Genomic DNA, 25,376 nt, shown 5'->3' on the forward strand with positions numbered 1-25,376 from the left:
ATGTTTTCTTAAGCGCCAATCGCCACTATAGCCAGCCTGGCTTCTGCACGGGCACGGTCATGCAACTGACATCAAAGTTAAACCAACCCGAAACATCGTCCGCGATTAGGATTAAGGCGCTTTACCCTTTATCGCGACGCTTCTACGCTATCCACGCTGTTTTACTGACGTTTTTCGGCCTGCTGTTTTTATGGCTGGCGCGGGACGGCAGCCTGGATAACGCGCTGACCGGCTACTGGTTCGATCCGCTGACGCAAAGCTTTCCGTGGAAGGACAACCGCTGGCTGGATCTGATTAACCATCGCCTGCTGAAAGATTTGATTATCGCCGCTGGCGTAACGCTGCTGGTTGCCGGCGTGCTGCGCCGCCAGCCGCGCTGGATACTGGTGGCGTTGCTGACCGGCGTCGGGGCGCTGGCGGTAGGCATACTGAAGGCCGCCAGCGCGCACTCCTGTCCGTGGGATCTGGCAGCCTACGGCGGCAGGGCGTTCTCTTATCCGCTGCTGGGCGCCGCGCCGGCGGAAAGCGGCCCCGGACGCTGTTTTCCCGGCGGCCATGCCTCCAGCGGCTTCAGTTTAATGGCGCTGTTTTTTCTTTACTGGCCGACGCGCCCGAAAATGGCCTGGCTCTGCTGGGGCGGCGCGGTCGCGCTGGGTTTGATCATGGGCTACGGGCAGATGATGCGCGGCGCGCACTTTCTTTCCCATAATTTATGGGCTGGCTGGTGGGTTTGGCTGGTACAGCTGCTGACTTATTGGTGCGTTACGCGCCTGACTGAAAAGATGAGGATAAAACAATGACAGAAGAGTTGAACCGGATGCTGTTTCTCTGGATCAACGCCACGCCACACTCTGCGGCCTGGTTACTGCAGCTGGCGACCTTTATCGCCAAAGATTTAATCGCCATTGTTCCGCTGCTGATCGTAGCGCTCTGGCTGTGGGGGCCGCACAGCGCAACGCGCGTGCTGGTGCTGAAAACCGGCATCGCCCTGCTCTGTGCGCTGACGATATCCTGGTGCATGGGCCAGCTGTTCCCTCATCCGCGTCCTTTCGCTATCGGCTTCGGCCATCAGTTTCTTGCCCATGCGCCGGACGACTCCTGGCCCAGCGATCACGGCACCACCATTTTTACCTTCGCGCTGGCGTTTATCAGCTGGCATCGCATCTGGTCCGGCATTTTGCTGCTGGCGATCGGCGGCGCTATCGCCTGGTCGCGCGTCTATCTGGGCGTACACTGGCCGATGGATATGCTGGGCGGGCTGCTGGTTGGCATGCTGGGCTGTCTGTTTTCACAGCTGGCATGGCCCTGGTATGGCGAACCTTTAATGAAATATCTGCAGCAGGTTTATCGTCTGCTTTTTTCCGTTCCTATCAGAAAAGGCTGGGTACGTAATTAAATGCGTCTGGCTTACGGGTCCATTTCTGGGCCCGTTTTTATCTTTTTCCGTTCGCTTTAATTTATCGTCATCCCTTATTTATTGCGCAACTGCTCCGGCTAATGGGTATGTTTGCCCTTTTTCGTTGCGCAAAATCAATAAAATCACCATGATAAACGGCTAAGTAACTGATAAATAAATCTCGCAAACAAAGATCTGTATAAAAAACAAACACTCCGGACGTTATATCACGCTGCAACATTAGCTAAAATACAGCTTTTTTATCCACATTCCCCAACAAAGCCAGATAATTAAATTAAAAACTATTAAACATCCAGATTATCAGACCTGAATTATTCTCAGGATTGTGATCTTTATCACCTGTTACCGATATGTCAGCACTTTTAACTTATTTCGATAATGGTAGAGTGTGCCGCGAAAGTGGACTCCCATTTTTTATTTACCCGAAGCGAAATATTGCGCGTACGACGCCCAATGCCGAGGGTTTTGTATTTATACGTTATTTATGGAGATGGTAATGGCCTCACAGCAAACCGCAATCCAGACCGGACAGACGACAGCAAATGCCAGAACTTGGCGTAAAACCGATACGATGTGGATGCTGGGACTTTATGGCACAGCAATTGGCGCAGGGGTGCTCTTCCTGCCGATTAACGCCGGGATCGGCGGCCTGGTGCCGCTTATTATTATGGCGCTGCTGGCTTTTCCGATGACCTACTTTTCGCACCGCGGCCTGTGCCGGTTCGTGCTGTCAGGCAGCAATCCTGGCGAAGATATTACCGAGGTGGTGGAAGAACATTTCGGCGTGGGCGCGGGTAAAATCATTACGCTGCTCTACTTTTTTGCCATCTACCCGATTCTGCTGGTTTACAGCGTGGCGATTACCAATACGGTAGAGAGTTTCCTTACCCATCAGCTGCATATCCAGGCGCCGCCGCGCGTGCTGCTGTCGCTGCTGCTGATTGTCGGCCTGATGATGATTATCCGCTTCGGTAAAGAAGCGATTGTCAAAACCATGAGCCTGCTGGTATTCCCTTTTGTCGCCGTGCTGATGCTGCTGGCGCTGTGGCTGATCCCTAACTGGAGCACGGCGATTTTTCAGCAGGCTTCGCTGAGCGGCAACGGCGACGGCCTGGTGATGACCATGTGGCTGGCGCTGCCGGTCATGGTGTTCTCCTTTAACCACTCGCCGATTATTTCCGCTTTCGCCGTTGCGAAACGTGAAGAATATGGCGCAGAGGCCGAGGCGAAATGTTCACGTGTCCTGGCGTTCAGCCATGTGATGATGGTGCTGACGGTGATGTTCTTCGTCTTCAGCTGCGTGCTCTCGCTTTCTCCCGCCAACCTGGCAGAGGCGAAAGCGCAAAACATCTCGATCCTCTCTTATCTGGCGAACCACTTTAATACGCCGATGATGGCGTGGCTGGCGCCGATTGTGGCGATGGTTGCGATCACCAAATCTTTCCTCGGCCACTATCTGGGCGCACGCGAAGGCTTCAACGGGCTGATTATTAAATCACTGCGCGGACGCGGCAAAACCATCAATGAAAACAAGCTGAACCGCCTGACCGCGCTGTTTATGCTGCTGACGACCTGGCTGGTCGCCACCTGGAATCCCAGCATTCTCGGTATGATCGAGACGCTTGGCGGCCCGGTGATTGCGGTGCTGCTGTTCCTGATGCCGATGTACGCCATCAATAAAGTGCCGGCGATGCGTCGCTACAGCGGCGCGCTGAGCAACATCTTCGTGGTGCTGATCGGACTGATTTCCATCTCCGCTATCGTCTGGTCGCTGCTGGGATAATCCTGACGTAAAAAAAACCACCTGCAAGCAGGTGGTTAGCCCCACACAAAGTTCGCCCTTGCCAGCGAGAGGGCGACAGATAAAAAAGGTCGGCGATGCCGACCTTTTTTATTGGCGGCTGCGGCGCCTTTCCGCGCCGCGCCACGTTATGAGAACCACTGTCCAAACCAGCCGTTCAGCTTCATCATCACATAATCGACGATGCGGCTAAAGAAGCTTCCCTCTGCCACCGGCTCCAGCACCACCAGCGGCTGTTGCGCAATGGTTTTCCCCTCCAGCTGGAAATCGATAGTGCCCACCGGCTGATACTTTTTCAGCGGCGCCTGTAAGGAAGGCGTACTGAGCGTAAAGGTGGCCTTAAGGTTCTTCATCTGCCCTTTCGGAATGGTCAGCGCCACATCCTTCGCCACGCCAAGGTTGACCTCATTACGATCGCCAAACCAGACGCGCTGCTGATTAAACGGCGCATCGGCCTTAATCGGCGTCACCGTTTCAAAAAAGCGGAAGCCCCACGTCAGCAGCTTTTCGCTTTCACGGAAACGGATACTGTCGGTAGCCGCGCCCATCACTACCGAAATCAAACGCATATCGCCCTCGGTAGCGGAGGCGACCAGGTTGTTGCCGGCGCCGGCCGTATGGCCGGTCTTGATGCCGTCAACCTTAAGATTGCTGCTCCACAACAGGCGATTACGGTTGCGCTGGGTAATATTATTAAAGGTAAAAGATTTCTCTTTATTCAGCGCATACTCTTCCGGCACGTCGCGGATCAGCGCCTGACCAATCAGCGCCATATCGCGCGCGGTGCTGTACTGCCCCTCCGCATCAAGGCCGTGTACGGTTTTAAAATGGGTGTTTTTCAGCCCCAGCGCGCGCACATAATTATTCATCAACCCGACAAAGGCATCCTGACTGCCCGCCACATAATCGGCCAGCGCAATGCTGGCGTCGTTACCTGACTGAATCACTATGCCTTTATTCAGCTCCGACACCGGAATGCGATCGCCAGGCTTCAGGAACATTAGCGAAGAGCCTTTCAGTATCGGGTTGCCGGTAGCCCAGGCATCCGTACCAACGGTAACCATATCGTCCCTGGTAATCTTGCCGCTTTTCAGCGCCTGGCCGATAACATAGCTGGACATCATTTTGGTCAGGCTGGCGGGATCGAGCCGATCGTCGGCGTTGGCCTCGGCCAGTACGTGTCCGCTGGCATAGTCCATGAGAATCCACGACTTAGCTTCGATCTGCGGCGCATCGGGCGCCTGTTCGGCGTTAACTACAACGGGAAGCAGCAGCAGCGTGCCGCTTATCGCCAGGGTGCAAAAGCTGGCATGAAGGCGCATTTTTTTCATGTTGAGATCGGATAACCTGTGGAAAAATCATATGTTTCATAAGGATATGAAACGCAGCATCCTACGCTAACCCGTCAGCGCAGCGATTAAAACCGTTACATCGTAAAGTTTTTTAGATTTTATTAGATAAACCTTAGCGCGCGTATTAATGCAGCACTTATTACCTGCGACTGATTCTGATTTTGCAGAAAAGCGCCAGGACGATCACAAAACTCCGCTAACCTGAAAAAAACTGGCCGGAGGAGAACCACCGTGGATTTAGCGCTGTTCGATCTAGACAGAACGTTAATTTGCGCCGACAGCAACAGCCTGTGGATACGCTGGCTGGTTTCGCAGGGCTATGCGCCCGAAACGCTGATCGCTGAAGAAGAAGTGCTGATGGCGCAGTATTGCCAGGGCGCGCTGCCGCTGGAGATCTATATGCAGCGTACGCTGGCGCCGCTGACGGGTATGGCGACCCTGACGGTCAGCGGCTGGACGCGACGATTCATTCAGCGCGATATCGTCCCGCGCGTCTATCCCGCGGCGCGTGAGCGGCTCGCGTGGCATCACCGACGCGGCGATACCATTATGCTGATCTCCACCTGCGGCGAACATCTGATGGCGCCGATTGCGCAACGGCTCGGCGCCCACGGCGCGCTGGGCGTCGGCGTGGAGATTATCGCCGATCGCTACAGCGGCGCGCCGGGCGCGGCAGCGGCGTGGCGCGACGGCAAAGCGACGCGCGTGGCCGACTGGCGGGCGCGTCAGCAGCAGCAGCGCTTTCAACACACCTGGGCCTACGGCGACTCCGTCAGCGATCTGCCGCTGTTGCAGCTGGCGGATCACGCCTGCGCCATCAATCCCGACGCGCCGCTGTTACAGGAAGCGCAGCAGCGCGGCTGGGAAATAGCCCGCTGGGTGAAATAAGCGACGCCAGGCGCGCGTAACCTCAGGGCGCCAGACCTACCTTTAACAGCTTGCCGTTGCGCTCGTCGGTCAGCACATAGAGGTAGCCATCCGGCCCCTGCCGCACATCGCGGATGCGTTCGCCGCGATCCTGCAACAGGCGCTCCTCCTGCGTTACCCGTTCACCGTCCAGGCTGAGACGAATCAGGCTTTTCTCTTTCAGCGCGCCGATAAACAGCGAATTTTTCCACGACGGAAAGCGTGCGCTGTGATAGAACGCCATGCCGCTGACGGCGGGCGATTTTTTCCACCAGTAAACCGGCTGCTCGGTGCCCGCCGCCTCGCCGCCCTGCGCCTGCGGCACTTTCTCACCACTGTAATCAACGCCCCAGGTGGCAACTGGCCAGCCGTAATTTTTGCCTTTTTGCGGGATATTCACCTCATCGCCGCCGCGCGGGCCATGCTCGCTTTCCCATATCTGCTGCGTCCAGGGATTAAGCGCCAGCCCCTGCGGGTTGCGTAAGCCCAAAGCCCAGATTTCCGGACGCGCATTTTTACGCCCGACGAAAGGGTTATCCTGCGGTACCGAACCGTCGGCATTCAGGCGCACCAGCTTACCCTGTAGCTTATCCAGCTGTTGCGCCGTCTGAGCCTGGAAGTTATCGCCAAAGGCGATCCACAGATATCCCTGACCATCGAAAGCGATACGGGTGCCCAGGTTGGCGCCGCCGGAGAGCTTCGGCTCCTGACGCAGCACGACATTAAAATCGCTCAGCTGGCGGCTGTCCGCGCTAAGCTGACCATAGCCAACCACCGCGCCGGCGTTTCCCTGACGATCTGCCTCGGTATAGCTCAGCCAGAGACGGCGGCTTTGCGCGAAATCGGGCGCCAGCGCCACATCCAGCAGGCCGCCCTGACGCTGGCTCCATACTTCAGGCACGCCGCCAATCGGCGCCGACAGCCCTTTATCCGGCTGCCACAGCCGCAGCGTTCCTGAACGTTCAGTAATCAGCAGGCTTTTATTATCCGGCAGAAAGGCCAGCGCCCAGGGATGATCGAGCTTATCCTGTAGCTGCTGCACCGTTACCTGCGCGGCCAGCAGCGGCGTGGTCACCAGCAGGGCCGCGCCTGCTGCCAGAGAAATTAACGGACGTATCATTGTGCGCTCCTCAGGGAAACTTAGCGTAAAGGTAGCAGTAAAAGCGGCGGCGTTTTGCCCGTTACGCCAGCCGGGGACAAGAGCTTGGCGCTGACAGCCGGCAAATACTTATCCTTCCTCTCCCGCCAGACTGGTGCTGACACGCAGCCTATAGAGATCGATAGCCTTATCGCGGATAACATTCATCCTGGCTTCCGCCGCCACCAGCGGCCATATGCTTCCTTGCTGTTGCTGATAATAGGCGGCGATCGCCTCGTTATAGCTCTCCTTATACTGAATCCAGCTACGCTGCGCGGCCCTGATTTTTTGCCGGGCGCTCTCAGTTTGATCTTTAAGCAGCAGCCGGTACTGATTATTCAGTTCGTCGTCCCACTGGCGGGTAGCCTTTACATAGCACTGGCTATTTTCAACGGTCGTATTGGCCTGCATTTTACAGTTCTCTAGCTGCTTATCGATCGCCTCTCCCGGCTGCTGCGCCATACCGACAGCAGGGAACATGATGGATATCAGCCATAGCGGTGTTATTTTCATCGCTTCACCTTATTTAACCCCGTTGAGATCGGCCCGGCTGACCGATGTCTGTATTCACGCTTGCTGTTCAAAAGGAAAACGGATGCCCCAGCGCTGGCGGATATCAGTCATCAGCGCGACCACATCTTCCGTCAGATAGTGCAGTGGATTGCTGCCCTGCGCGATATATTGTTCAACGTTGAGAATTTCATACTGCAAGGCACGCTCGCTTTCACCTGCCTCAATGATTTCGCTACTGCCATCCGCCCAGTTAAGCATAGCCCGCTGCGCGCGCGGGAAATCATCCACGGTGACGGAACCTTTTTCACAGGCGATAAGGCCACACTTCGGCATTTTGGCGCGGAACGCCAGTGAAATGGTGGCGATCTCATTGCTGTTATTTTGCAGCAGTATGCCCGACTGTTCATCCACGCCGGTGCTGAACTGGCTTACGGTAGTCAACAGTCGATCGGGCTGGCTGGAGAGGAAAAAGCGCGCGAACGATAGCGCATAGGTGCCGATATCAAGCAGCGCGCCGCCCGCCAGCTCAGGGTTAAAAAAACGGTTCTCTGGATCGGGCTCTTTAATCGAGCCAAAGGAGACCTGGATCATTTTCACTTTTCCCAGCTCACCTGCGGTAATCAGCGCTTTCAGCTGATGATACAGCGGCATATGAAACAGCGTCATCGCTTCAGCAACGATCAGCTTTTTCTGCTGCGCCAGCCGGTTGATTTCATTCAGCTCGCTGCTGCTGACCACTATCGCTTTTTCCACCAACAGGTGTTTACCCTGCTCCAGCGCCAGCTTCATCCAGCCGAAATGGCTGGCGTGCGGCGTGGAGATATAGACCGCATCGATCTGCGGATCGCTCAGCAGCCGCGCAATATCGTCATCCACACGCTCAATAGCGTAGCGCTGTGCAAAGGCCAGCCCTTTCTCGCGGTTTCTGGCGCCAACCGCATAGACTTTTCTCTCCATTGCCGCCATTGCGGCGGCAAACTGCCGGGCAATGGCGCCCGGCCCAATAATGGCCCAATTTAACGGCTTCATTTTTCATCCTTTTTGCTTATCCAAAGGATAAGTGTAGACAGGCAAAAAGCACGGCGTGGAGGTTAAGGAAGGGCCAAGGCGAAAAGAATGGTGCAGATATATAGTTTGATTTGCTGGCGGAAAATGAGTCGCAACATCATCGTCCTGCTTTGGCTGCTCCGACAATTATTTTTAAAGTGCTCTTTTTTATTTAACCGTTATGATAGTATCGTCCATTATGAGATTCACTTCACTCTTTCTGTTGTTTTCAATTCTCATCAACAGCTCTTTTTCAATACACTTATTTATATCTTTATTAAAGCACATCATATCGCGCGTTTCGGAATTGAAAATTCTGACATCACCTTCAGGTGGTGCTTTAAAACCTTCGCCATAGTTCCAGATACTGATATACCAGTCACCATTTCTCGCTGGAACAGGAATATTAAATTCATGCTTTAATTTTTGTTTATTTTCTTTCCACCACGCTATTTTCCCTTTTTCAGTCACAGGAAAATGTTTAACAGCAATATTTGAAAAATTTAACTCTTGATCGGTTACTATTATCTCGGCGCGACTGTTAGAAATAATATAAATCACAGCAATAACTAATAATATAGCCATTAAGATTACTATTTTATTTTTAAGCATATTTTTTTCCTTTGATTGTGACATAGGTTTCCATATCTGTAAAAAAGGTTTAAAACCGTAGTTTTTAGAGCGTTGTAGTACAAACCATGTTTTAAAAAAATAAAGCTGACTAAATTTCCAGTTTCTTATATCGTCCTTGTCCAATCCGAAATGACCCTGAATTTTATATCTTATTAAAGCTCTATATTCATTCTGACCAATATCAAGCTCTTTTATGCAGATCGCTGTGCTGTAAGTATCATGTACAGCTAAACCCAGCCCATAAAGTTATCCTGAATTCTTGTAAATTTCGGAAGCATACCGCCTTTGATATTTATTGATATTTGAGGTATTGCTTCCGAAGGCAGACTCTTTTTTTTCCCAATCGATATTTCTGTCCAATATTTCCTTAATTCTTTTTATTGAACTATTTGGTGATTTATCAGAAATAATATTATGATTAAGTGCTGCATTCAAAAGTGCATTACTGAAACGGTGTCCGTTTGCCACCTGCATATGAGTAAACATATCCGTTATAATTCTGTTATAAGGCCCCCAAAAAGAAAAAGGCAATGTCAGTTTTCTCAAATCATCAAACATCAGTTGCACACATTGCTGTTTACTAAGCTTTTTCCCTGGTTTTGGTGAGTAAAAACGATTCTGAGGGTGGCTAAAAGGAGAGATAAGTTCCATCGTACAGGGATTAACTACTGTAGACACATCTCGGAGATTGAGATGATTTCGCAGATATGTCTCTGTTAGATCACCATATCTCATATCATCTGAACTGCTATCGTTAAATCGTCTCTCTGTTGAATAGATGAGAATGGGTTCCATATTCCGACCTCGCCGTTAGCTATTAGAATTAATTTTACCTTATTACCGCTCAAAAATGCACGTTTCATACAGGAGGTTGGCTAATCCTTCCATCGGGAACCAATTACTACAGGTGTAAAACCAATGAACTCAAGGTAAAAATACAGACTCTGATTAATATAACTTCCTTTGAGAGTAGAGACTTTTTAGTTATAAAATATAGCCTTTGTCTCTTTACCGCTTAGCATAAAAAAATTAAACCCTGTGCTCCTGCCAACTTTTTATAATCCCTCCTGCTACAAAACCGTTAGCAAATCGCTCCCAGCCAGCATCAGAAAGACATCGCCGCAATCAAGTAAAATATAATTTCAATGACCTAAATCAAATTCATTGTTCGATTAATAATATATTTCCATGACACATTTATCTGATTATCCGGCGCTGTTGTTTTTTATTATCATTTATACATCTGCCTTACGTAACCCTATAAATTTTGCCGCTCCCTCTGTAAAATCTCGCCCCATTCTTAAAAGAACTGGATACAGAGCGATGTCGCATAATAACCCCGATAGCGAACAAACTAAGCCGGATAACTATCCCCCAAGAGTAGGATTCGTTTCCCTGGGCTGCCCAAAGAACCTGGTGGATTCCGAGCGTATTCTGACCGAATTGCGTACCGAAGGTTATGAAGTGGCGCCGCGTTACGATGATGCCGACGTGGTTATCGTTAATACCTGCGGCTTTATTGATAGCGCGGTGCAGGAGTCGCTGGAGGCGATTGGTGAAGCGCTAAGCAGCAACGGTAAGGTCATCGTTACCGGCTGCCTCGGCGCAAAAGAAGATCGGATCCGGGAAATTCATCCCAAAGTGCTGGAGGTTACCGGGCCACACAGCTATGAGCAGGTACTGGAGTGCGTACACCGCTACGCACCTAAGCCGCAGCACAATCCTTACCTCAGCCTGGTGCCGCAGCAGGGGGTAAAACTGACGCCGCGCCACTACGCCTATCTGAAGATATCGGAAGGCTGCAACCACCGCTGCACCTTCTGTATTATTCCGTCGCTGCGTGGCGACCTTGACAGCCGCCCGATTGGCGAGGTGCTGGACGAGGCGAAGCGTCTGGTTTCCGCCGGCGTCAAAGAGCTGCTGATCATTTCGCAGGATACCTCTGCCTATGGCGTCGATGTGCAGCATCGCACCGGCTTCTGGGACGGCGCGCCGGTAAAAACCAGCATGACCAGCCTGTGCGAACAGCTGGCGAAGCTCGGCGTATGGGTACGCCTGCACTACGTTTACCCCTATCCGCACGTAGACGATGTTATCCCGCTGATGGCGCAGGGGAAAGTGCTGCCCTATCTCGATATTCCGTTGCAGCACGCCAGCCCGCGTATCCTCAAGCTGATGAAGCGTCCCGGCGCGGTCGAACGCACGCTGGAGCGCATTAAACGCTGGCGGGAAATCTGTCCGGAAATCACCCTGCGATCCACCTTTATCGTCGGCTTTCCCGGCGAAACGGAAGAAGATTTCCAGCTGCTGCTCGATTTCCTGCAAGAGGCGCGGCTGGATCGCGTCGGCTGTTTCCAGTACAGCCCAATGGAGGGCGCAGATGCCAATCAGCTGCCGGATCAGGTGCCGGACGAGATCAAACAGCAGCGCTACGATCGCTTTATGCAGCTGCAACAGCAGATCTCCAGCGAGCGCCTGCGCGAAAAAATCGGACGTGAAATTCTGGTAATAATTGATGAGGTGGACGAAGAAGGCGCCATTGGTCGCAGCATGGCGGACGCGCCGGAAATTGATGGCGCAGTCTACCTCAATGGCGAAACCCGTCTCAGGCCCGGCGATATCGTACGGGTGAAGGTAGAACACGCCGACGAATATGATCTGTGGGGCAGTAAACTCTGACAGGCCAGCCTGAAGAGCCAAAAGCCCGCACCGGCGGGCTTTTGTTTAGCTTTTCAGTTTAGGATCGAGCGCGTCGCGCAGGCCGTCGCCCAGCAGATTAAATGCCAGCACCGTCAGGAAAATCGCCAGGCTGGGAAAGATCGCCACGTGCGGCGCCATTACCATATCCGCGCGCGCCTCATTAAGCATCGCGCCCCATTCCGGCGTCGGCGGCTGCGCGCCCAGGCCAAGAAAAGAGAGGCTGGCGGCGGTAATAATCGAGGTGCCGATACGCATGGTGAAATAGACCACAATCGAAGAGACCGTGCCGGGCAGAATATGGCGCAGGATAATGGTCCAGTCCGGGGCGCCGATGCTGCGCGCCGACTCAATAAAAGTTTGCTGCTTCAGCACCAGCGTATTGCCGCGCACCAGGCGGGCAAAGGCAGGCACGCTGAAAATCGCCACCGCCACGATGACGTTAGCGATCCCGCTGCCCATAATCGCCACTACCGCAATCGCCAGCAGAATACCGGGAAAGGCAAACAGCACATCGCAGATGCGCATAATAATGCGATCGCACCACCCTTCGTAGTAGCCCGCCAGCAGGCCGAGCGCAGTACCGATTACCATACCGATCGCCACGGAAAAAAAGCCCGCCAGCAGCGAAATGCGCGTGCCGGCCAGCACCCGGCTAAAAATATCGCGCCCCAGCGAATCGACGCCAAACCAGTGCACGGCGGACGGCCCTTCGGTCAGACGGTCATAATCGAAATAGTTTTCCGCATCGAACGGCGCCAGCCAGGGAGCGATAAACGCCAGCACAATCAGCAGCAGCACAAACAGCCCGGCCGCCAGCGCCACATGCTGCTGGCGAAAACGCCGCCAGAATTCATGCCACGGCGTGCGCACGCTGTCGTTACGTTGTAAAGGCATCGCCTTCAGCGCCGCTTCACGTCGCCAGTTCTTCATCACGGCTCCTTATTTGTAACGAATGGCGGGATTGATGGCGGCATAGAGCATATCCACTACCAGGTTAATCAGAATGAACTCCAGTGAAAACAGCAGCACCTCCGCCTGAATCACCGGATAGTCGCGCATCTCCACCGAGTCCACCAGCAGCCGCCCCAGCCCCGGCCAGTTAAATACCACTTCCACCACAATCGAGCCGCCAAGCAGGAAGCCGAACTGTAAGCCCATCATGGTAACCACCGGTATCATGGCGTTACGCAGACCGTGTTTAACAATCACCAGCGATTCGCGTACCCCTTTGGCGCGCGCGGTGCGCATATAATCTTCCTGCATCACTTCCACAAATGAAGCGCGGGTAAAGCGCGCCATAATCGCCGCTACCGCCGCGCCCAGCGTAATGGAAGGCAAAATATAGTGCCGCCAGCTGTCGGCGCCGACGGTCGGCAGCCAGCCCAGCTCAACGGAAAAGATCTGCATCAGCAGCATGCCCATCGCAAAAGCGGGAAAAGAGATGCCGGAAACCGCCAGCGTCATGCCGATACGATCGGGCCAGCGGTTGCGCCAGACGGCGGAAACAATGCCGATTGCCATACCGATAATCACCGACCAGACCATGCTGCTCAGCGTCAGCCACAGCGTAGGCAGAAAGCGTGAGGCGATCTCCTGCGCTACCGGCCGTTTTGATACCATTGAGGCGCCGAAATCGCCCTGCAGCGCGTTCAGCATAAAATGCCAGAACTGCTGCGGCAGCGGTTGATCCAGCCCCAGCTCCTGGCGCACCAGACTGACCACCGTGGCGTCCGCCTCCGGTCCGGCTACCAGCCGCGCCGGATCGCCCGGCAGCAGATGCACGAAGAGAAAGACCAGCACCGCCACGATCAGCAGCGTCGGCAGCAGTCCCAGCAGGCGTTTAACAAAATAGTTCAGCATGCGTATCCCTGCGCCGCGAGCGCCAGCCGGTCAGGGCTGGCGTCTGCGAACGTTACTTCAGATCGGCTTCATCAAAGTTAAAAGAGGTGTCCGGCATCATGTAAAAACCGGTCAGCGATTTGGTATTAGCGGATATCAGCTTCTCCACCACCAGCGGCGCCCAGGGACGATCGTTCCAGATGCGATCCTGCGCATCCTTATACAGCTGCGCCTTTTTCGCTGAATCGGTAGTTTTCAACGCATCGTTCAAATCGTTATCCACCTGCTCATTACTGTAAAAAGCGGTGTTAAAGATGGCTGGCGGCCAGGAAGCGGTGGCGAACAGCGGCGTCAGCGCCCAGTCCGCTTCGCCGGTTGAAGCGGACCAGCCGGTATAGAACATGCGTACCCCGCTCTCCTTCTGCCCCTTGCCCTCAACTTCCGCCGCGCGCTGCCCGGCATCCATCGCGGTAACTTTTACCTTAATGCCGATCTGCGCCAGCTGCTGCTGGGTAAACTGCAACACTTTTTGCGCGGTGCTGTGGTTGTGGGAGGACCAGAGCGTGGTGCTGAAGCCGTTGGCATAGCCCGCCTCTTTCAGCAGCTCGCGCGCCTTCGCCGGATTGTATTCAATCGCCGGATAGCGCTGTGCATAGGCAATTGATGGCGGCACGATGCCGGTAGCGGGCGTGGCGTAGCCGGCAAAGGCGACCTTGCTCAGCGCCTGGCGGTTAATGGCATAGTTAATCGCTTCACGCACTTTCGGGTTATCAAACGGCTTCTGCGTAACGTTAAAGCTGATGTAGCGCTGCATGATGGAAGGCGTGCTGACCAGATCCAGTTTGCCGTTTTTTTCCAGCAGCTTCGCCTGCTCATAGGGGATCGGGAAGGCAAAATTTGCCACGCCGGTTTGCAGCATCGCCGCACGCGTGTTGTTGTCCACTATCGGACGCCAGGTGATGGAATCGAGCTTCGGATAACCTTTTTTCCAGTAGCCGTCCCACTTTTTCACCTTAACAAAATCGGTCTGATTCCAGGTGACAAACTGGTACGGCCCGGTGCCGACCGGATGAAAACCGATCTCTTTACCATATTTTTTCAGCGCCGTCGGCGAAATCATTGCCGCCGCCGGATGCGCCAGAATATTGATAAAGGCGGAGAACGGCTGTTTCAGGGTGATTTTTACCGTGCTGGCGTCGATCGCTTCGGTGGTGGCGATATGCTTAAACAGGTTATAACGCTTCAGATGGTTATCTTCGTCGCTGGCGCGATCGAGGTTTACCTTCACCGCCTCGGCGTTGAATTCAGTGCCGTCCTGGAACCTGATGCCGGGACGCAGCTTAATCGTCCAGGTCAACCCGTCCGGGCTCGCCTGATAGCTTTCCGCCAGCACGTTGACCAGCTTCATATCCTTATCAAAGCCAAACAGCCCCTGGTAGAAAGATTTTGCTACCGCCTGCGACAGCGTATCGTTGGCGTCATAAGGATCGAGCGTGGTGAAGTTAGAGCCGACGGCGATCACCGCGTCCTTCGCTGCAAAGGCAGGCGCAGCGGCGCAGCTGCCAAGCAGCCCGGCCGTCAACAGCCATTTACCTGTGGTTCGAATCGTCATAGAGCCTGTTCTCCTTTGTCCCTTTCTGATTAGCTAAGCCGGGCCTGCTCAGGCGCCGCTGATAGAATGCCGGGCGACGTAATGATCGGCGCCCACTTTAATTAACGGCGCAACGGCGGGCTCATCGCCCGGCTGGCGCAGCGGGCTGGGCAGCTCATCCACCAGCAGCGCGCGCTCGCGCCGCCGGCGTCCCGGATCGGCTACCGGCACCGCCGACATCAGCTTGCGCGTATAGGGATGCTGCGGGTTTTCAAACACCGCCTGACGCGGGCCGATCTCTACAATTTGCCCCAGATACATTACCGCCACGCGATGGCTGATGCGCTCCACCACCGCCATATCGTGCGAAATAAACAAAAATGCGATGCCAAACTCGCGCTGCAGGTCGAGCAGCAGATTCACAATCTGCGCCTGGATCGAGACATCCAGCGCCGAAACCGCCTCATCGGCAATGACTACTTTCGGATTGAGCGCCAGCGCGCGGGCGATGCAGATACGCTGCCGCTGGCCGCCGGAAAACTCATGGGGATAGCGGCGCGCATGTTCCGGCAGCAGCCCGACTTTCTCCAGCAGCCAGGCGACGCGCTGCTCCGCCTCGGCACGCGACATGATGTTATGCACCAGCAGCGGCTCCATAATGGAAAAGCCGACGGTTAAGCGCGGATCGAGCGAGGCGTAAGGGTCCTGAAAAATAAACTGTATATCGCGCCGCAGATGCGTCAGCTGATGCGGCTTCAGCCTGTCGATACGCTGGCCGTTAAAGGTAATGCTGCCGCCCTGGCTCTCCACCAGCCGCAGCAGCGCGCGTCCGGTGGTCGATTTGCCGCAGCCCGATTCGCCTACCAGCGCCAGGGTTTCGCCCGCATGCAGATCGAAGCTCACCTTTTCTACCGCATGAATGCGCCACTTAACGCGGTTCAGTACGCCGCCGCGCATATCAAAACGGGCCACTAAATCGCGCACCTGCAATACCGGCGCAGCAATATGACGCACGCTATCCGGCAGCGCGTCAGGGCTTTCCGGCTCGCCCGGCAGCGGGAACTTGCGCGGCAGCGGCTGGCCGCGCATGGCGCCAAGCCGCGGCACCGCCGCCAGCAGCGCGCGGGTATAGGGCTGCTGCGGCGCGCTAAACAGCGTTTCGGTAGCGCCGCTCTCCACCACCTCGCCGCGGTACATCACCTGCACGCGGTCGGCCATCTCCGCCACCACGCCCATATCGTGGGTGATAAAAATCACCCCCATTTCCATCTCTTTTTGCAGCACGCGAATCAGCTGTAAGATCTGCGCCTGGATGGTGACATCCAGCGCGGTAGTCGGCTCGTCGGCGATCAATAGCGCCGGGCGGCAGGAGAGCGCCATAGCGATCATCACCCGCTGGCGCATACCGCCGGAAAGCTGATGGGGAAAGCGGGTCATCACATTTTGCGCTTCGGGAATGCGCACCAGATCGAGCATCCTGCGCGCCTCCGCCAGCGCCCGCCGGTGGCTTTTGCCCTGGTGCAGCCGCACCGATTCAGCAATCTGTTCGCCGACCGGAAATACCGGATTCAGCGAGGTCATCGGCTCCTGGAAAATCATCGCCATATCGGCGCCGCGAATGGCGCGCATCTGCGACTGCCGCAGCCTGGCAAGATCGACCACCGAATTATCCCGCCGCCGCAGCCACAGCTCGCCGCTTTCCAGCGTGCCGCCGCTCTGCTCAATCAGGCGCATCAGCGCCAGCGAGGTAACCGATTTGCCGGAGCCTGATTCGCCTACCAGCGCCAGCGTCTCGCCGCGCCGCACCTCCAGCGAAAGCTGGCGCACCGCCTGGGTAACCTGCCCCTGCTGGTTAAAGCTGACGCTGAGATTGCGCGCCGCCAGCACGCCGTCGTCAGGCAGCATAAAGGAAGAAGGCTGTTGCATGCGCGCTCCTTAGCTTACGCGGTAAATAGCCGCTACCGGGCTTTTGCCGAGGTAGCCATAGCCGCGATACATCCCTTGCGTATTGAACGGCAGCGCCATATTGCCGTCGGCATCGATAGCGATCAGCCCGCCGCTGCCCTCCAGCGAGGCAATTTTATCGTGAATGACATGAGCGCAGGCCTGACGCAGCGTGTAGCCGCTATATTCCATCAGCGCCGCAACATCATAGGCGGCCAGCGTGCGGATAAAGACTTCGCCGGTGCCGGTACAGGAAACCGCCACGCGGCGATTGCTGAAGCAGCCCGCGCCGGGCAGCGGCGAATCGCCCACGCGCCCCGGCTGCTTATTGGTCATGCCTCCGGTCGAGGTGGCGGCGGCCAGGTTGCCGGCGCGGTCGCAGGCAACCGCGCCCACCGTTCCCAGTTTGCGATCGGCATCCAGCGGCACCGCCTGCGCTGCGCCGTCGTGATCCAGCAGCGTCTGCTGGGTCGCCTGCGCGCGCTGTAGCTGCTGCCAGCGTTCATCGGTGGAGAAGAAATCCGACGCCACCAGCTCCAGCCCCTGCTCGCGCGCGAACTGCTCCGCGCCGGCGCCGCTCAGCAGCACGTGCGGGCTGTTCTCCAGCACCTTGCGCGCCGCCAGCACCGGATTGCGAATATGCGCCACGCCCGCCACCGCGCCCGCATCCTGGCTACGCCCATCCATAATGCAGGCGTCCAGCTCGTGGGTGCCGCTGCAGGTAAAAACGCTGCCCTTACCGGCGTTAAACAGCGGTGATTCTTCCAGCAGACGTACCGCTTCGGTTACCGCATCCAGCGCGCTGCCGCCCGCCGCGAGAATCGCCTGGCCGCTGGCGACAATTTCCGTCAGCGCCTGTAAATAGCGCCGCTCTTGCTCCGTGTTCAGCGCCGCGCGTGCTATGGCTCCCGCGCCGCCATGAATGGCAATGCCTGCTTTGCCCATATTTTTACCCTGTGTTCTGAATCGGTCAGAAACGACTGAATGGTGTGATGTTATGATTTTTCGGCAAATTTTGACTATAGGTAGCAGCGGAAAGGATGTAAAGCGTTAAGCCTGGCAAGGCTTAATAACAAAACATTATATCTCATAACTAAATAGCAGCTGCGTCACGCGTCGCACGCGCGTGAGATGATCGCCGCGCCGTTTCGCGCCATAATAAGCGCTATCTGTCTGTCGTTTCTGGCCGGAGGCCGAATGGAAAGTTTTACTGCGGGATTAATTTCCCTTGAAGATGCCCTGCAAAAAATGCTGGCGCAGATCTCGCCGCTTGATGAAAGCGAGCGGCTCTCAATTTATGCCGCCGCCGGACGCATTACCGCGGCGCCGGTGGTATCCCCGCTTAACGTGCCGCCGTTTGATAACTCGGCGATGGATGGCTATGCGGTGCGTCTGGCTGACCTTGCCAGCGGCGAGCCGCTGCCGGTCGCCGGGAAAGCCTTTGCCGGCAAGCCCTTCAGCGGCGAATGGCCGGCAGGCACGACCGTGCGCATTATGACCGGCGCGCCGGTTCCGCCAGGCGCCGAAGCGGTAGTGATGCAGGAAGAAACCGTCGCGCAAGGCGAACGCATCCGCTTTACTGCGCCGGTCAGCGCCGGACAGAATATTCGCCGCGCCGGTGAAGATATCCGCTGCGGCGACAGCGTGCTCGATGCGGGCGTGCGCCTCGGTCCGGCGGAGCTGCCGCTGATTGCCTCGCTGGGCGTGGGCGAAGTAGAAGTAGTGCGCCGCCTGCGCGTGGCGCTGTTTTCCACCGGCGACGAGCTACAGCCGGTTGGCGAGCCGCTGCAGGCGGGCCAGATTTACGATACCAACCGTTTCACCGTGCGGCTGATGCTCGATAAGCTCGGCTGCGAGGTTATCGATCTGGGTATTATCCGCGACGATCCTGAGGCGCTGCGCGCCGCCTTCGTACGCGCCGACAGCGAGGCCGATCTGGTTATCAGCAGCGGCGGCGTCTCGGTTGGCGAGGCGGACTACACCAAAGCGATGCTGGACGAGCTGGGCGAAATCACCTTCTGGAAGCTGGCGATCAAGCCGGGCAAACCCTTCGCCTTTGGCCGCCTGAGCCGCAGCTGGTTCTGCGGACTGCCGGGCAATCCGGTTTCCGCCGCCGTTACCTTCTGTCAGCTGGTGCACCCGCTGCTGGCGAAGCTGAGCGGTCAGCAAAGCCCGGCGCTGCCGCCGCGCCAGCGCGCGCGCGCCGGCGAGTTCCTGAAAAAATCGCCCGGCCGGCTCGACTTTCAGCGCGGCATCGTCAGCCGCGGCGCCGATGGCGAACTGCAGGTGGTCAGCACCGGCAACCAGGGCTCGCACGTCTTCAGCTCCTTTAGCCAGGCCAACTGCTTTATCGTGCTGGAGCGCGAGCGCGGCAGCGTCAACCCCGGCGAATGGGTAGAGATCGAACCCTTTAGCGCGCTGCTGGGAGGCTAAATGCTGCCGGAGCTGAGCGATGAAGAAACGCTGCGCTATAACCGCCAGATCGTGCTGCGCGGATTTGATTTTGACGGCCAGGAGCGGCTGAAGGCGTCGAGCGCGCTGGTGGTCGGGCTGGGCGGGCTGGGCTGCGCCGCCAGCCCGTGGCTGGTATCGGCCGGCATCGGCAAATTAACCCTGCTCGATTTTGACGTCGTTTCGCTCTCTAATCTGCAACGCCAGATACTGCACAGCGATGCGGAGATTGGCGCGCCGAAGGTGGAATCGGCGCGGCGGCGGCTGGCGCAGATCAATCCGCTGACGCAGCTGCAGGCGATCAACGCCCGGCTGGATGACGCGGCGCTGCAGGCGCTTATCGCCCGGCATCAGCTGGTGCTGGACTGTAGCGATAACGTGGCGACGCGCGAACAGCTCAACCGCCTCTGCTATCAGCAGCGCGTGCCGCTGGTCTCCGGCGCGGCGATTCGTATGGAAGGCCAGATCAGCGTTTTCAGCTGGCAGGATAACGCGCAGCCCTGCTACCGCTGTATCAGCCGGCTGTTTGGCGGCGAAGCCCTGAGCTGCGTAGAGGCCGGCGTGATGGCGCCGCTGGTCGGCGTAATCGGCTCGCTCCAGGCGATGGAGGCGATCCGCCTGCTGACCAACTTTGGCGCGCGGGTGGATGGCAAACTGCTGATGTACGATGCGATGACGCTACAGTTTCGCGAGATGAAGGTGGCGAAAGATCCCGCCTGCGAAGTGTGCGGTCAGGATAGCCGTTAAGCCTTGCCGGCGCGCTGCGGCGATCCGTCAGGCTAATGGCAGATCAAAACGACGCGGCCCGCGCAACAGGTACGCGGGCCGGAATAGCGGTTGCGGGCGGAACGTGCCGCCCGCGCTGCGAGGCAGCCTTTACTCCACGCCTTTGCTGCGCAGATAATCTTCGTAGCTGCCGCTGAAATCGATGGTTTTCTCCGGCGTAATTTCCAGCACGCGCGTCGCCAGCGAGCTAACGAACTCGCGGTCGTGCGAAACGAAAATCAACGTACCCGGATACATCTCCAGCGCCATATTCAGCGACTCGATCGATTCCATATCAAGGTGGTTGGTGGGTTCATCCATAATCAGGATGTTAGGGCGCTGCATCATCAGCTTGCCGAACAGCATCCGTCCTTTTTCCCCACCGGAAAGCACCTTCGCCGGTTTTTTGATCTCATCCTGGCTGAACAGCAGCCGGCCCAGGATGCTGCGTACCGCCTGCTCGTCGTCGCCTTCCTGCTTCCACTGGCTCATCCAGTCGAATACGCTGAGATCGTTAGCGAACTCTTCCGCATGATCCTGCGCATAGTAGCCGATGCGCGCGTTTTCCGACCATTTAACGCTGCCGCTCTCCGGCGTCAGATCGCCCACCAGCGTTTTCAACAGGGTAGTTTTACCCACGCCGTTGGTGCCCAGCACCGCCAGCTTTTCGCCCACTTCCAGCAGCAGGTTGAGATCGCGGAACAGCGGGCCGTTATCGAAGCCTTTGGTCACCGCCTCGACTTCCAGCGCGTTGCGGAACAGTTTCTTGTCCTGCTCGAAGCGGATAAACGGGTTCTGGCGGCTGGAGGCTTTGACCTCATCCAGTTTGATCTTATCGATCTGCTTCGCACGCGAGGTGGCCTGACGTGACTTCGATGCGTTGGCGCTGAAGCGGCTGACGAAGGATTGCAGTTCGGCAATCTGCGCCTTTTTCTTAGCGTTATCGGCCAGCAGGCGCTCGCGCGCCTGGGTAGCGGCAGTCATATATTCGTCATAATTGCCCGGATAGATGCGCAGCTCGCCGTAGTCAAGATCGGCCATATGGGTGCAAACCATATTCAGGAAGTGACGGTCGTGCGAGATGATGATCATGGTGCTGTCGCGCTCGTTCAACACCTGCTCCAGCCAGCGGATAGTATCGATATCCAGGTTGTTGGTCGGTTCATCGAGCAGCAGAATATCCGGGTTAGAGAACAGCGCCTGCGCCAGCAGCACGCGCAGCTTCCAGCCCGGCGCCACTTCGCTCATCAGGCCGTAGTGCTGTTCCAGCGGAATGCCGACGCCCAACAGCAGCTCGCCGGCGCGCGCTTCGGCGGTGTAGCCGTCCATCTCGCCATACTGCACTTCCAGATCGGCGACCTTATAGCCATCCTCTTCGCTCATTTCCGGCAGCGCATAGATGCGGTCGCGCTCCTGCTTTACCTGCCACAGCTCGTTGTGGCCCATGATAACGGTATCCAGCACGCTGAATTTTTCAAAGGCGAACTGATCCTGGCGCAGTTTACCGATGCGCTCGTTAGGATCGCAGGAAACGTTGCCCGCGGTCGGCGTCAAATCACCGCCCAGAATCTTCATAAAGGTGGATTTACCGCTGCCGTTGGTGCCGATCAAACCGTAACGGTTGCCGCCGCCAAACTTAACGGAAATATTTTCAAACAGCGGTTTGCTGCCAAACTGCATGGTAACGTTGCTGGAAACTAGCACAGGGATTGCCTTACTTATGCGGGGAAATAAACGAAATTTGGCGGGCATTGTGCCATAAAAAAGGGCCGGCGAACACCGCCGGCCCCGAGCAGCCGCATTAGCTGCCGTGATGTTCCGCTTTACGCTTCAGCGAGGGCGTCAGCGGCGGCGTTTCGCGGTCCGGCGAGAGCCAGTCGCGCAGATAATGTTCGATCTGCTCCAGGCTGCGGTGGCGCGTCTCCGGGATACAGTTGATAACAAAAAACGCGCCGCCGATGCCTATCGCGCCAAAAATAAAGAAAGTGCCCGACAGCCCCAGTTTCGCCAGCATCATCGGGAACATCAGCGAAATAAGGAAATTGGCGATCCACATGGCGAATACCGCGCCGCCCATAAACATGCCGCGCAGGCGCGTCGGGAAGATTTCCGACAGCAGCAGCCAGGTCACCGGCGACAGCGCGCCCTGCTGGAAGCAGAGGAACATCAGCATTCCCAGCAGCACCATATAGCTGCGCAGCATATCGGGCTGACCGTTAATGGTTTCCGGCATCAGCCAGCTGATGGCGCCAATAAAAAACAGGCAGCCGGTACAACCGAACTGCCCGATCATGGTCATGGCGCGGCGCCCTATCTTGCCCAGCATCCAGATGCCTACCAGCGTCATCAGCACCGAGATGGCGCCGTTGGCGATAGTGGCAAACAACGCAGCGCTGTTGCTCATGCCAACGTTAGTCAGCACCGTGGGCGCATAGTACATAATGGTATTAACGCCGGTCAGCTGTTGAATAACCGCCACGCCGATCCCGATCAGAAACAGCCGGAACAGCCAGGGCTTTTTCAGCTCGCTCAGGCGCGGCCTGCCCTGATTCTCCTGCTCCTGCAGCGTTTCTTCGATTTCGGTCAGCTCCCACTCCACATCCTCTTTGGCGCGGGTGCGTTCCAGCACGCGGCGCGCTTCCGCCAGGCGCCCTTTCATCGCGTACCAGCGCGGCGTATCCGGCACAAACATCATGCCGAACCACAGCAGCACGGCGGGCAGCGTGGCGATCGCCAGCATCCAGCGCCAGGTCTCCGCCCCGCCCCATACGGCGTTAAAAGAGGCGTTGGAAATGTAGGCCAGCAGCTGCCCGGAAACGATCATCAGCTCCTGCAGCGTCACCAGCTGGCCGCGCTTGTTCGCCGGCGCGATTTCAGCGATATAGACCGGCACCGTAGCCGCCGCGCCGCCGACCGCCACCCCCAGCACCAGGCGGAAGAAAACCATCCACTGCACGTCAGGCGCGATCGAAGTGCCCAGCGCGCCGGCGGCAAAGATAACCGCCAGCATAATGATGATTTTCTTGCGCCCGGCCGCATTCGCGAGTTGGCCTGCCGCCAGCGCGCCGAAGGCGGCGCCGAAAAGTAATGAACTGGTTACCAGTCCGGTAGTGAAGGGCGTGAGGTGCAGTTCGTCGCCCATAAATAGCAGCGCGCCGGAAATGACGCCGGTATCGTATCCAAACAGTAAGCCGCCCAGCGTGGCGATAACGGCGATCACCTTCACGAAGGGTTCGGTGCGGGTATTGCTATTGGGTCCGGAAGCTTTGCTCAGCGTAAGGTATTGTTCTTTTGGCATGATAACTCCAGCAACCTGATTGAAGTGAAAAACAGCCTGCGCCAGAGGGGAATACGGCGCAAACCTTTCACAGCACAACATAGATTATTTTTTTCATTTACAATAATAGTGGAATATCAATTTTGTGGCGCTGGTCATGATTCATCGCCAGAATACTGATATTCGTCACACTATTTGGCCTGCAAGGTTGTTAAAGCGTGAAAAAAACGTTTAAAACCGCGCTGAAAGCAGCGATCGTGCCTGGCCACAAAGGAAATGTTTATTTTAATTTATCAATAAAAGGAATGTGAGGTTTATCGATACAGCAGGCGTTTCACCCACCGAAACATGGGTGCGCGCCACGGGAAAGCGGCGCTCGGCGGAACGCCTGCCGCGGCAGCGCGGCGAGTCACAGCGGGGGATTAATCGCCGCCAGCGCCGCTACGACGCTGGCGGAAGAAGTCACAAAGATCGGCCGGCGGAGGCGGCCGGGCCAAAGACGGAATAGCGTGGCAGCGCTACCTGTTGATAATTCTCCCAGCCGCCGCCGAGCGCTTTATACAGCGCCACCAGATCGAGACAGCTCTGTATACGCGCCTGCTCCGCCTGCTGTTTCGCCTGCGCAAGCTGGCGCTGGGCGTCCAGTACATCGAGGAAGGTGGACAGCCCTTTGCGGTAGCTGTTGCTGGCCAGATCAAAACTGTTCTGCAGAGCGGAAACCGTTTCATCCATCTGCGTCACCCGTTCCTGATCGGTACGGTAGCTGACCAGCGCATTTTCCACGTCCTGCAGCGCGGTCAGCACCGTCTGACGATAGCTGAGCGCCGAGCTGGCCTGCTGCGCCCGTGTTAGCCTGACGCTGGAAACCAGCCTGCCGCCCTGAAAAATCGGTATCGACAGCGAAGGGCCGTAGCTGTAGAAATGGCTGCTCCAGTTATCCAGATAGCTGGCGTCGGTATTGCGCACGCCAAGCTGGCCGGTGAGCGAGAGGCTGGGAAACAGCTGCGCCACCGCTACGCCAATATTGGCGGTGGCGGCGTGCAGGTTCGCTTCCGCCTGACGGATATCGGGACGGCGCCGCGCCAGCGTGGAGGGAATCCCCACCGGCACCACGTCCGGCAGCGCCGGCAGCGGCCTGTCCTGCATCAGTTCGGCATCCAGCGCCCCCGGCGGTTTGCCGATCAGCACCGCCAGGCCGTTCATCGCCTGGCGCGCCTGCGCCTGATACTGCGGCAGCTGCGCGCGTAGCGAACTGAGCTGCGCGCGGGCGTTTTCCACATCCAGCTGCGGCGCCAGGCCGTTACGCTGCTGGCTTTGGGTGAGTTCCAGCGTCTGCTGCGCCACCTCAATCTGCGTTTGCAGCGTGCGCATTATCGACTGCGCGCCGCGCAGCTGGAGCCAGACGCGCGCCACCTCCGCCTCCAGCGATACCAGCGCGTCATTGCGGCTTTCGATCGACTCCTGCTGCTGCGCGGCGGCCGCCTCAACCTGACGCCGTACTTTTCCCCACAGATCCAGCTCCCACGAGGCGTCAAAGCTGCCCTGGTAGAGGCTAATCGGCTGCGTCAGGCTGTCGAGCGAACCGCGTAGTTCAGGCGCGTTGCGATCCAGCAGATCGTAGGCGCCGTTCGCTTTCAGCACGCCTTCCGCTCCCAGCTGCTGCCGCTGCGCCGAAGCGCTGCCGTTAACTGACGGGAACAGGCCGCCGCGCGCCTGCGCCAGCTGTTCACGCGCGCCGGCGATGCGCAGCACCGCCTGCTGCAGCGAGAGGTTGCCGGCAATGGCGCGATCGATCAGGCCGTTGAGCTGCGGATCGTTGAAATTTTTCCACCAGTCGGAACGGGGCGCGCCCGCCTGAGGACGCGAAGCCGCCTGCGAAGGCAGATCGCGCCAGGCGGCCGGAACCTGCGCCTCAGGCGGCTGGTAATCGGGGCCAACCGCGCAGCCTGCCAGCAGCAGCGACAGCGCCAGCCAGCCGGGACGCATACTATTAACGTTCATG

General features: G+C 57.0%; 20 protein-coding genes and 1 pseudogene. 7 read left to right on the top strand and 14 right to left on the bottom strand.

Translation table 11 applies throughout. The features are described from left to right. The first annotated feature begins 59 nt into the window (after positions 1-59). The 3 genes from FKM52_RS02575 to FKM52_RS02585 all read left to right on the top strand — a co-directional run bounded on the left by FKM52_RS02575 (position 60) and on the right by FKM52_RS02585 (position 3,200). Positions 60-800: a phosphatase PAP2 family protein gene (locus tag FKM52_RS02575; RefSeq protein ID WP_141174618.1), complete on the top strand. Its 741-nt coding sequence runs from the start codon at positions 60-62 to the stop codon at positions 798-800. Next, the gene (gene ybjG, locus FKM52_RS02580; protein ID WP_141174619.1) at positions 797-1,396 is read left to right on the top strand and encodes an undecaprenyl-diphosphate phosphatase; all 600 of its coding nucleotides are present in this window, start codon (positions 797-799) and stop codon (positions 1,394-1,396) included. Before FKM52_RS02575 ends, ybjG begins: the two co-directional genes overlap by 4 nt. A gap of 517 nt (positions 1,397-1,913) precedes the next feature. After that, positions 1,914-3,200, top strand: coding sequence for an HAAAP family serine/threonine permease (locus tag FKM52_RS02585; protein WP_141174620.1), 1,287 nt, complete (start codon positions 1,914-1,916; stop codon positions 3,198-3,200). Positions 3,201-3,346: 146 nt separating this feature from the next. Here FKM52_RS02585 and FKM52_RS02590 read toward each other — a convergent pair whose 3' ends face one another. Then, on the bottom strand, positions 3,347-4,549 hold the full coding sequence (locus FKM52_RS02590) for a serine hydrolase (RefSeq protein ID WP_141174621.1): 1,203 nt from the start codon (positions 4,547-4,549) through the stop codon (positions 3,347-3,349). 252 nt (positions 4,550-4,801) lie between these two features. Between FKM52_RS02590 and FKM52_RS02595 the strand changes: the two genes are divergently transcribed. Next, positions 4,802-5,458, top strand: a complete 657-nt coding sequence (locus FKM52_RS02595) for an HAD family hydrolase (RefSeq protein WP_141174622.1) — start codon at positions 4,802-4,804, stop codon at positions 5,456-5,458. Between the two features lie 22 nt (positions 5,459-5,480). Here the strand turns inward: FKM52_RS02595 and FKM52_RS02600 are convergent, their stop codons facing one another. The 5 genes and pseudogenes from FKM52_RS02600 to FKM52_RS02620 form a co-directional block, all read right to left on the bottom strand. Continuing rightward, on the bottom strand, positions 5,481-6,596 hold the full coding sequence (locus FKM52_RS02600; RefSeq protein WP_141174623.1) for a PQQ-dependent sugar dehydrogenase: 1,116 nt from the start codon (positions 6,594-6,596) through the stop codon (positions 5,481-5,483). A gap of 108 nt (positions 6,597-6,704) precedes the next feature. After that, positions 6,705-7,127: a lysozyme inhibitor LprI family protein gene (locus tag FKM52_RS02605; protein ID WP_141174624.1), complete on the bottom strand. Its 423-nt coding sequence runs from the start codon at positions 7,125-7,127 to the stop codon at positions 6,705-6,707. Between the two features lie 54 nt (positions 7,128-7,181). Then, a complete protein-coding gene (locus tag FKM52_RS02610) occupies positions 7,182-8,156 on the bottom strand; it encodes a Gfo/Idh/MocA family protein (protein WP_141174625.1) in 975 nt (324 codons plus the stop codon). 186 nt (positions 8,157-8,342) lie between these two features. Continuing rightward, positions 8,343-8,810 (bottom strand): DUF943 family protein, encoded by a 468-nt coding sequence (locus FKM52_RS02615; protein WP_342777788.1) that lies wholly within the window; start codon positions 8,808-8,810, stop codon positions 8,343-8,345. A 72-nt stretch (positions 8,811-8,882) separates the two neighbouring features. Continuing rightward, positions 8,883-9,602 (bottom strand): annotated as a pseudogene (locus tag FKM52_RS02620) (DUF3289 family protein); the annotation flags it as partial. A 528-nt stretch (positions 9,603-10,130) separates the two neighbouring features. Between FKM52_RS02620 and rimO the strand changes: the two are divergent. Beyond that, complete coding sequence (gene rimO, locus FKM52_RS02625; RefSeq protein WP_141174628.1) at positions 10,131-11,486, top strand: 30S ribosomal protein S12 methylthiotransferase RimO; 1,356 nt, start codon at positions 10,131-10,133, stop codon at positions 11,484-11,486. A 45-nt stretch (positions 11,487-11,531) separates the two neighbouring features. Here the strand turns inward: rimO and gsiD are convergent, their stop codons facing one another. From gsiD to FKM52_RS02650, 5 genes are read right to left on the bottom strand one after another with little or no spacing between them, the layout of a single operon-like run. Beyond that, the gene (gene gsiD, locus FKM52_RS02630) at positions 11,532-12,437 is read right to left on the bottom strand and encodes a glutathione ABC transporter permease GsiD (RefSeq protein WP_141174629.1); all 906 of its coding nucleotides are present in this window, start codon (positions 12,435-12,437) and stop codon (positions 11,532-11,534) included. A 9-nt stretch (positions 12,438-12,446) separates the two neighbouring features. Further along, positions 12,447-13,367: a glutathione ABC transporter permease GsiC gene (gene gsiC / locus FKM52_RS02635; RefSeq protein WP_141174630.1), complete on the bottom strand. Its 921-nt coding sequence runs from the start codon at positions 13,365-13,367 to the stop codon at positions 12,447-12,449. A gap of 52 nt (positions 13,368-13,419) precedes the next feature. Next, positions 13,420-14,958, bottom strand: a complete 1,539-nt coding sequence (gsiB, locus tag FKM52_RS02640) for a glutathione ABC transporter substrate-binding protein GsiB (protein ID WP_141174631.1) — start codon at positions 14,956-14,958, stop codon at positions 13,420-13,422. A gap of 48 nt (positions 14,959-15,006) precedes the next feature. Next, positions 15,007-16,863 (bottom strand): glutathione ABC transporter ATP-binding protein GsiA, encoded by a 1,857-nt coding sequence (gene gsiA / locus FKM52_RS02645; protein ID WP_181407881.1) that lies wholly within the window; start codon positions 16,861-16,863, stop codon positions 15,007-15,009. Between the two features lie 9 nt (positions 16,864-16,872). Continuing rightward, complete coding sequence (locus FKM52_RS02650) at positions 16,873-17,826, bottom strand: isoaspartyl peptidase/L-asparaginase family protein (RefSeq protein ID WP_141174632.1); 954 nt, start codon at positions 17,824-17,826, stop codon at positions 16,873-16,875. Positions 17,827-18,078: 252 nt separating this feature from the next. On the opposite strand from FKM52_RS02650, the gene moeA reads away from it, so the two are divergent. Both moeA and moeB read left to right on the top strand, forming a co-directional pair. Continuing rightward, on the top strand, positions 18,079-19,314 hold the full coding sequence (gene moeA, locus FKM52_RS02655; protein WP_141174633.1) for a molybdopterin molybdotransferase MoeA: 1,236 nt from the start codon (positions 18,079-18,081) through the stop codon (positions 19,312-19,314). Next, a complete protein-coding gene (moeB, locus tag FKM52_RS02660) occupies positions 19,315-20,079 on the top strand; it encodes a molybdopterin-synthase adenylyltransferase MoeB (protein ID WP_141174634.1) in 765 nt (254 codons plus the stop codon). 129 nt (positions 20,080-20,208) lie between these two features. Here moeB and FKM52_RS02665 read toward each other — a convergent pair whose 3' ends face one another. The 3 genes from FKM52_RS02665 to FKM52_RS02675 all read right to left on the bottom strand — a co-directional run bounded on the left by FKM52_RS02665 (position 20,209) and on the right by FKM52_RS02675 (position 25,375). Continuing rightward, positions 20,209-21,801 (bottom strand): ABC-F family ATPase, encoded by a 1,593-nt coding sequence (locus FKM52_RS02665; protein ID WP_141174635.1) that lies wholly within the window; start codon positions 21,799-21,801, stop codon positions 20,209-20,211. A gap of 97 nt (positions 21,802-21,898) precedes the next feature. Next, the gene (locus FKM52_RS02670; RefSeq protein WP_141174636.1) at positions 21,899-23,395 is read right to left on the bottom strand and encodes a sugar porter family MFS transporter; all 1,497 of its coding nucleotides are present in this window, start codon (positions 23,393-23,395) and stop codon (positions 21,899-21,901) included. A 441-nt stretch (positions 23,396-23,836) separates the two neighbouring features. Further along, positions 23,837-25,375: an efflux transporter outer membrane subunit gene (locus FKM52_RS02675; RefSeq protein WP_141174637.1), complete on the bottom strand. Its 1,539-nt coding sequence runs from the start codon at positions 25,373-25,375 to the stop codon at positions 23,837-23,839. Position 25,376 lies beyond the last annotated feature (1 nt).

The sequence above is a fragment of the Mixta tenebrionis genome (genome assembly GCF_006517625.1).
Taxonomy (GTDB): Bacteria; Pseudomonadota; Gammaproteobacteria; order Enterobacterales; family Enterobacteriaceae; genus Mixta; species Mixta tenebrionis.

Bases quoted from the DNA above. Each gene is read 5' to 3' on its own strand.
- FKM52_RS02575 (WP_141174618.1), top strand. From the start codon at position 60: ATGCAACTGACATCAAAGTTAAACCAACCCGAAACATCGTCCGCGATT.
- ybjG (WP_141174619.1), top strand. From the start codon at position 797: ATGACAGAAGAGTTGAACCGGATGCTGTTTCTCTGGATCAACGCCACG.
- FKM52_RS02585 (WP_141174620.1), top strand. From the start codon at position 1,914: ATGGCCTCACAGCAAACCGCAATCCAGACCGGACAGACGACAGCAAAT.
- FKM52_RS02590 (WP_141174621.1), bottom strand. From the start codon at position 4,549: ATGAAAAAAATGCGCCTTCATGCCAGCTTTTGCACCCTGGCGATAAGC.
- FKM52_RS02600 (WP_141174623.1), bottom strand. From the start codon at position 6,596: ATGATACGTCCGTTAATTTCTCTGGCAGCAGGCGCGGCCCTGCTGGTG.
- FKM52_RS02605 (WP_141174624.1), bottom strand. From the start codon at position 7,127: ATGAAAATAACACCGCTATGGCTGATATCCATCATGTTCCCTGCTGTC.
- FKM52_RS02610 (WP_141174625.1), bottom strand. From the start codon at position 8,156: ATGAAGCCGTTAAATTGGGCCATTATTGGGCCGGGCGCCATTGCCCGG.
- FKM52_RS02615 (WP_342777788.1), bottom strand. From the start codon at position 8,810: ATGTCACAATCAAAGGAAAAAAATATGCTTAAAAATAAAATAGTAATC.
- rimO (WP_141174628.1), top strand. From the start codon at position 10,131: ATGTCGCATAATAACCCCGATAGCGAACAAACTAAGCCGGATAACTAT.
- gsiD (WP_141174629.1), bottom strand. From the start codon at position 12,437: ATGAAGAACTGGCGACGTGAAGCGGCGCTGAAGGCGATGCCTTTACAA.
- gsiC (WP_141174630.1), bottom strand. From the start codon at position 13,367: ATGCTGAACTATTTTGTTAAACGCCTGCTGGGACTGCTGCCGACGCTG.
- gsiB (WP_141174631.1), bottom strand. From the start codon at position 14,958: ATGACGATTCGAACCACAGGTAAATGGCTGTTGACGGCCGGGCTGCTT.
- gsiA (WP_181407881.1), bottom strand. From the start codon at position 16,863: ATGCAACAGCCTTCTTCCTTTATGCTGCCTGACGACGGCGTGCTGGCG.
- FKM52_RS02650 (WP_141174632.1), bottom strand. From the start codon at position 17,826: ATGGGCAAAGCAGGCATTGCCATTCATGGCGGCGCGGGAGCCATAGCA.
- moeA (WP_141174633.1), top strand. From the start codon at position 18,079: ATGGAAAGTTTTACTGCGGGATTAATTTCCCTTGAAGATGCCCTGCAA.
- moeB (WP_141174634.1), top strand. From the start codon at position 19,315: ATGCTGCCGGAGCTGAGCGATGAAGAAACGCTGCGCTATAACCGCCAG.
- FKM52_RS02670 (WP_141174636.1), bottom strand. From the start codon at position 23,395: ATGCCAAAAGAACAATACCTTACGCTGAGCAAAGCTTCCGGACCCAAT.
- FKM52_RS02675 (WP_141174637.1), bottom strand. From the start codon at position 25,375: ATGAACGTTAATAGTATGCGTCCCGGCTGGCTGGCGCTGTCGCTGCTG.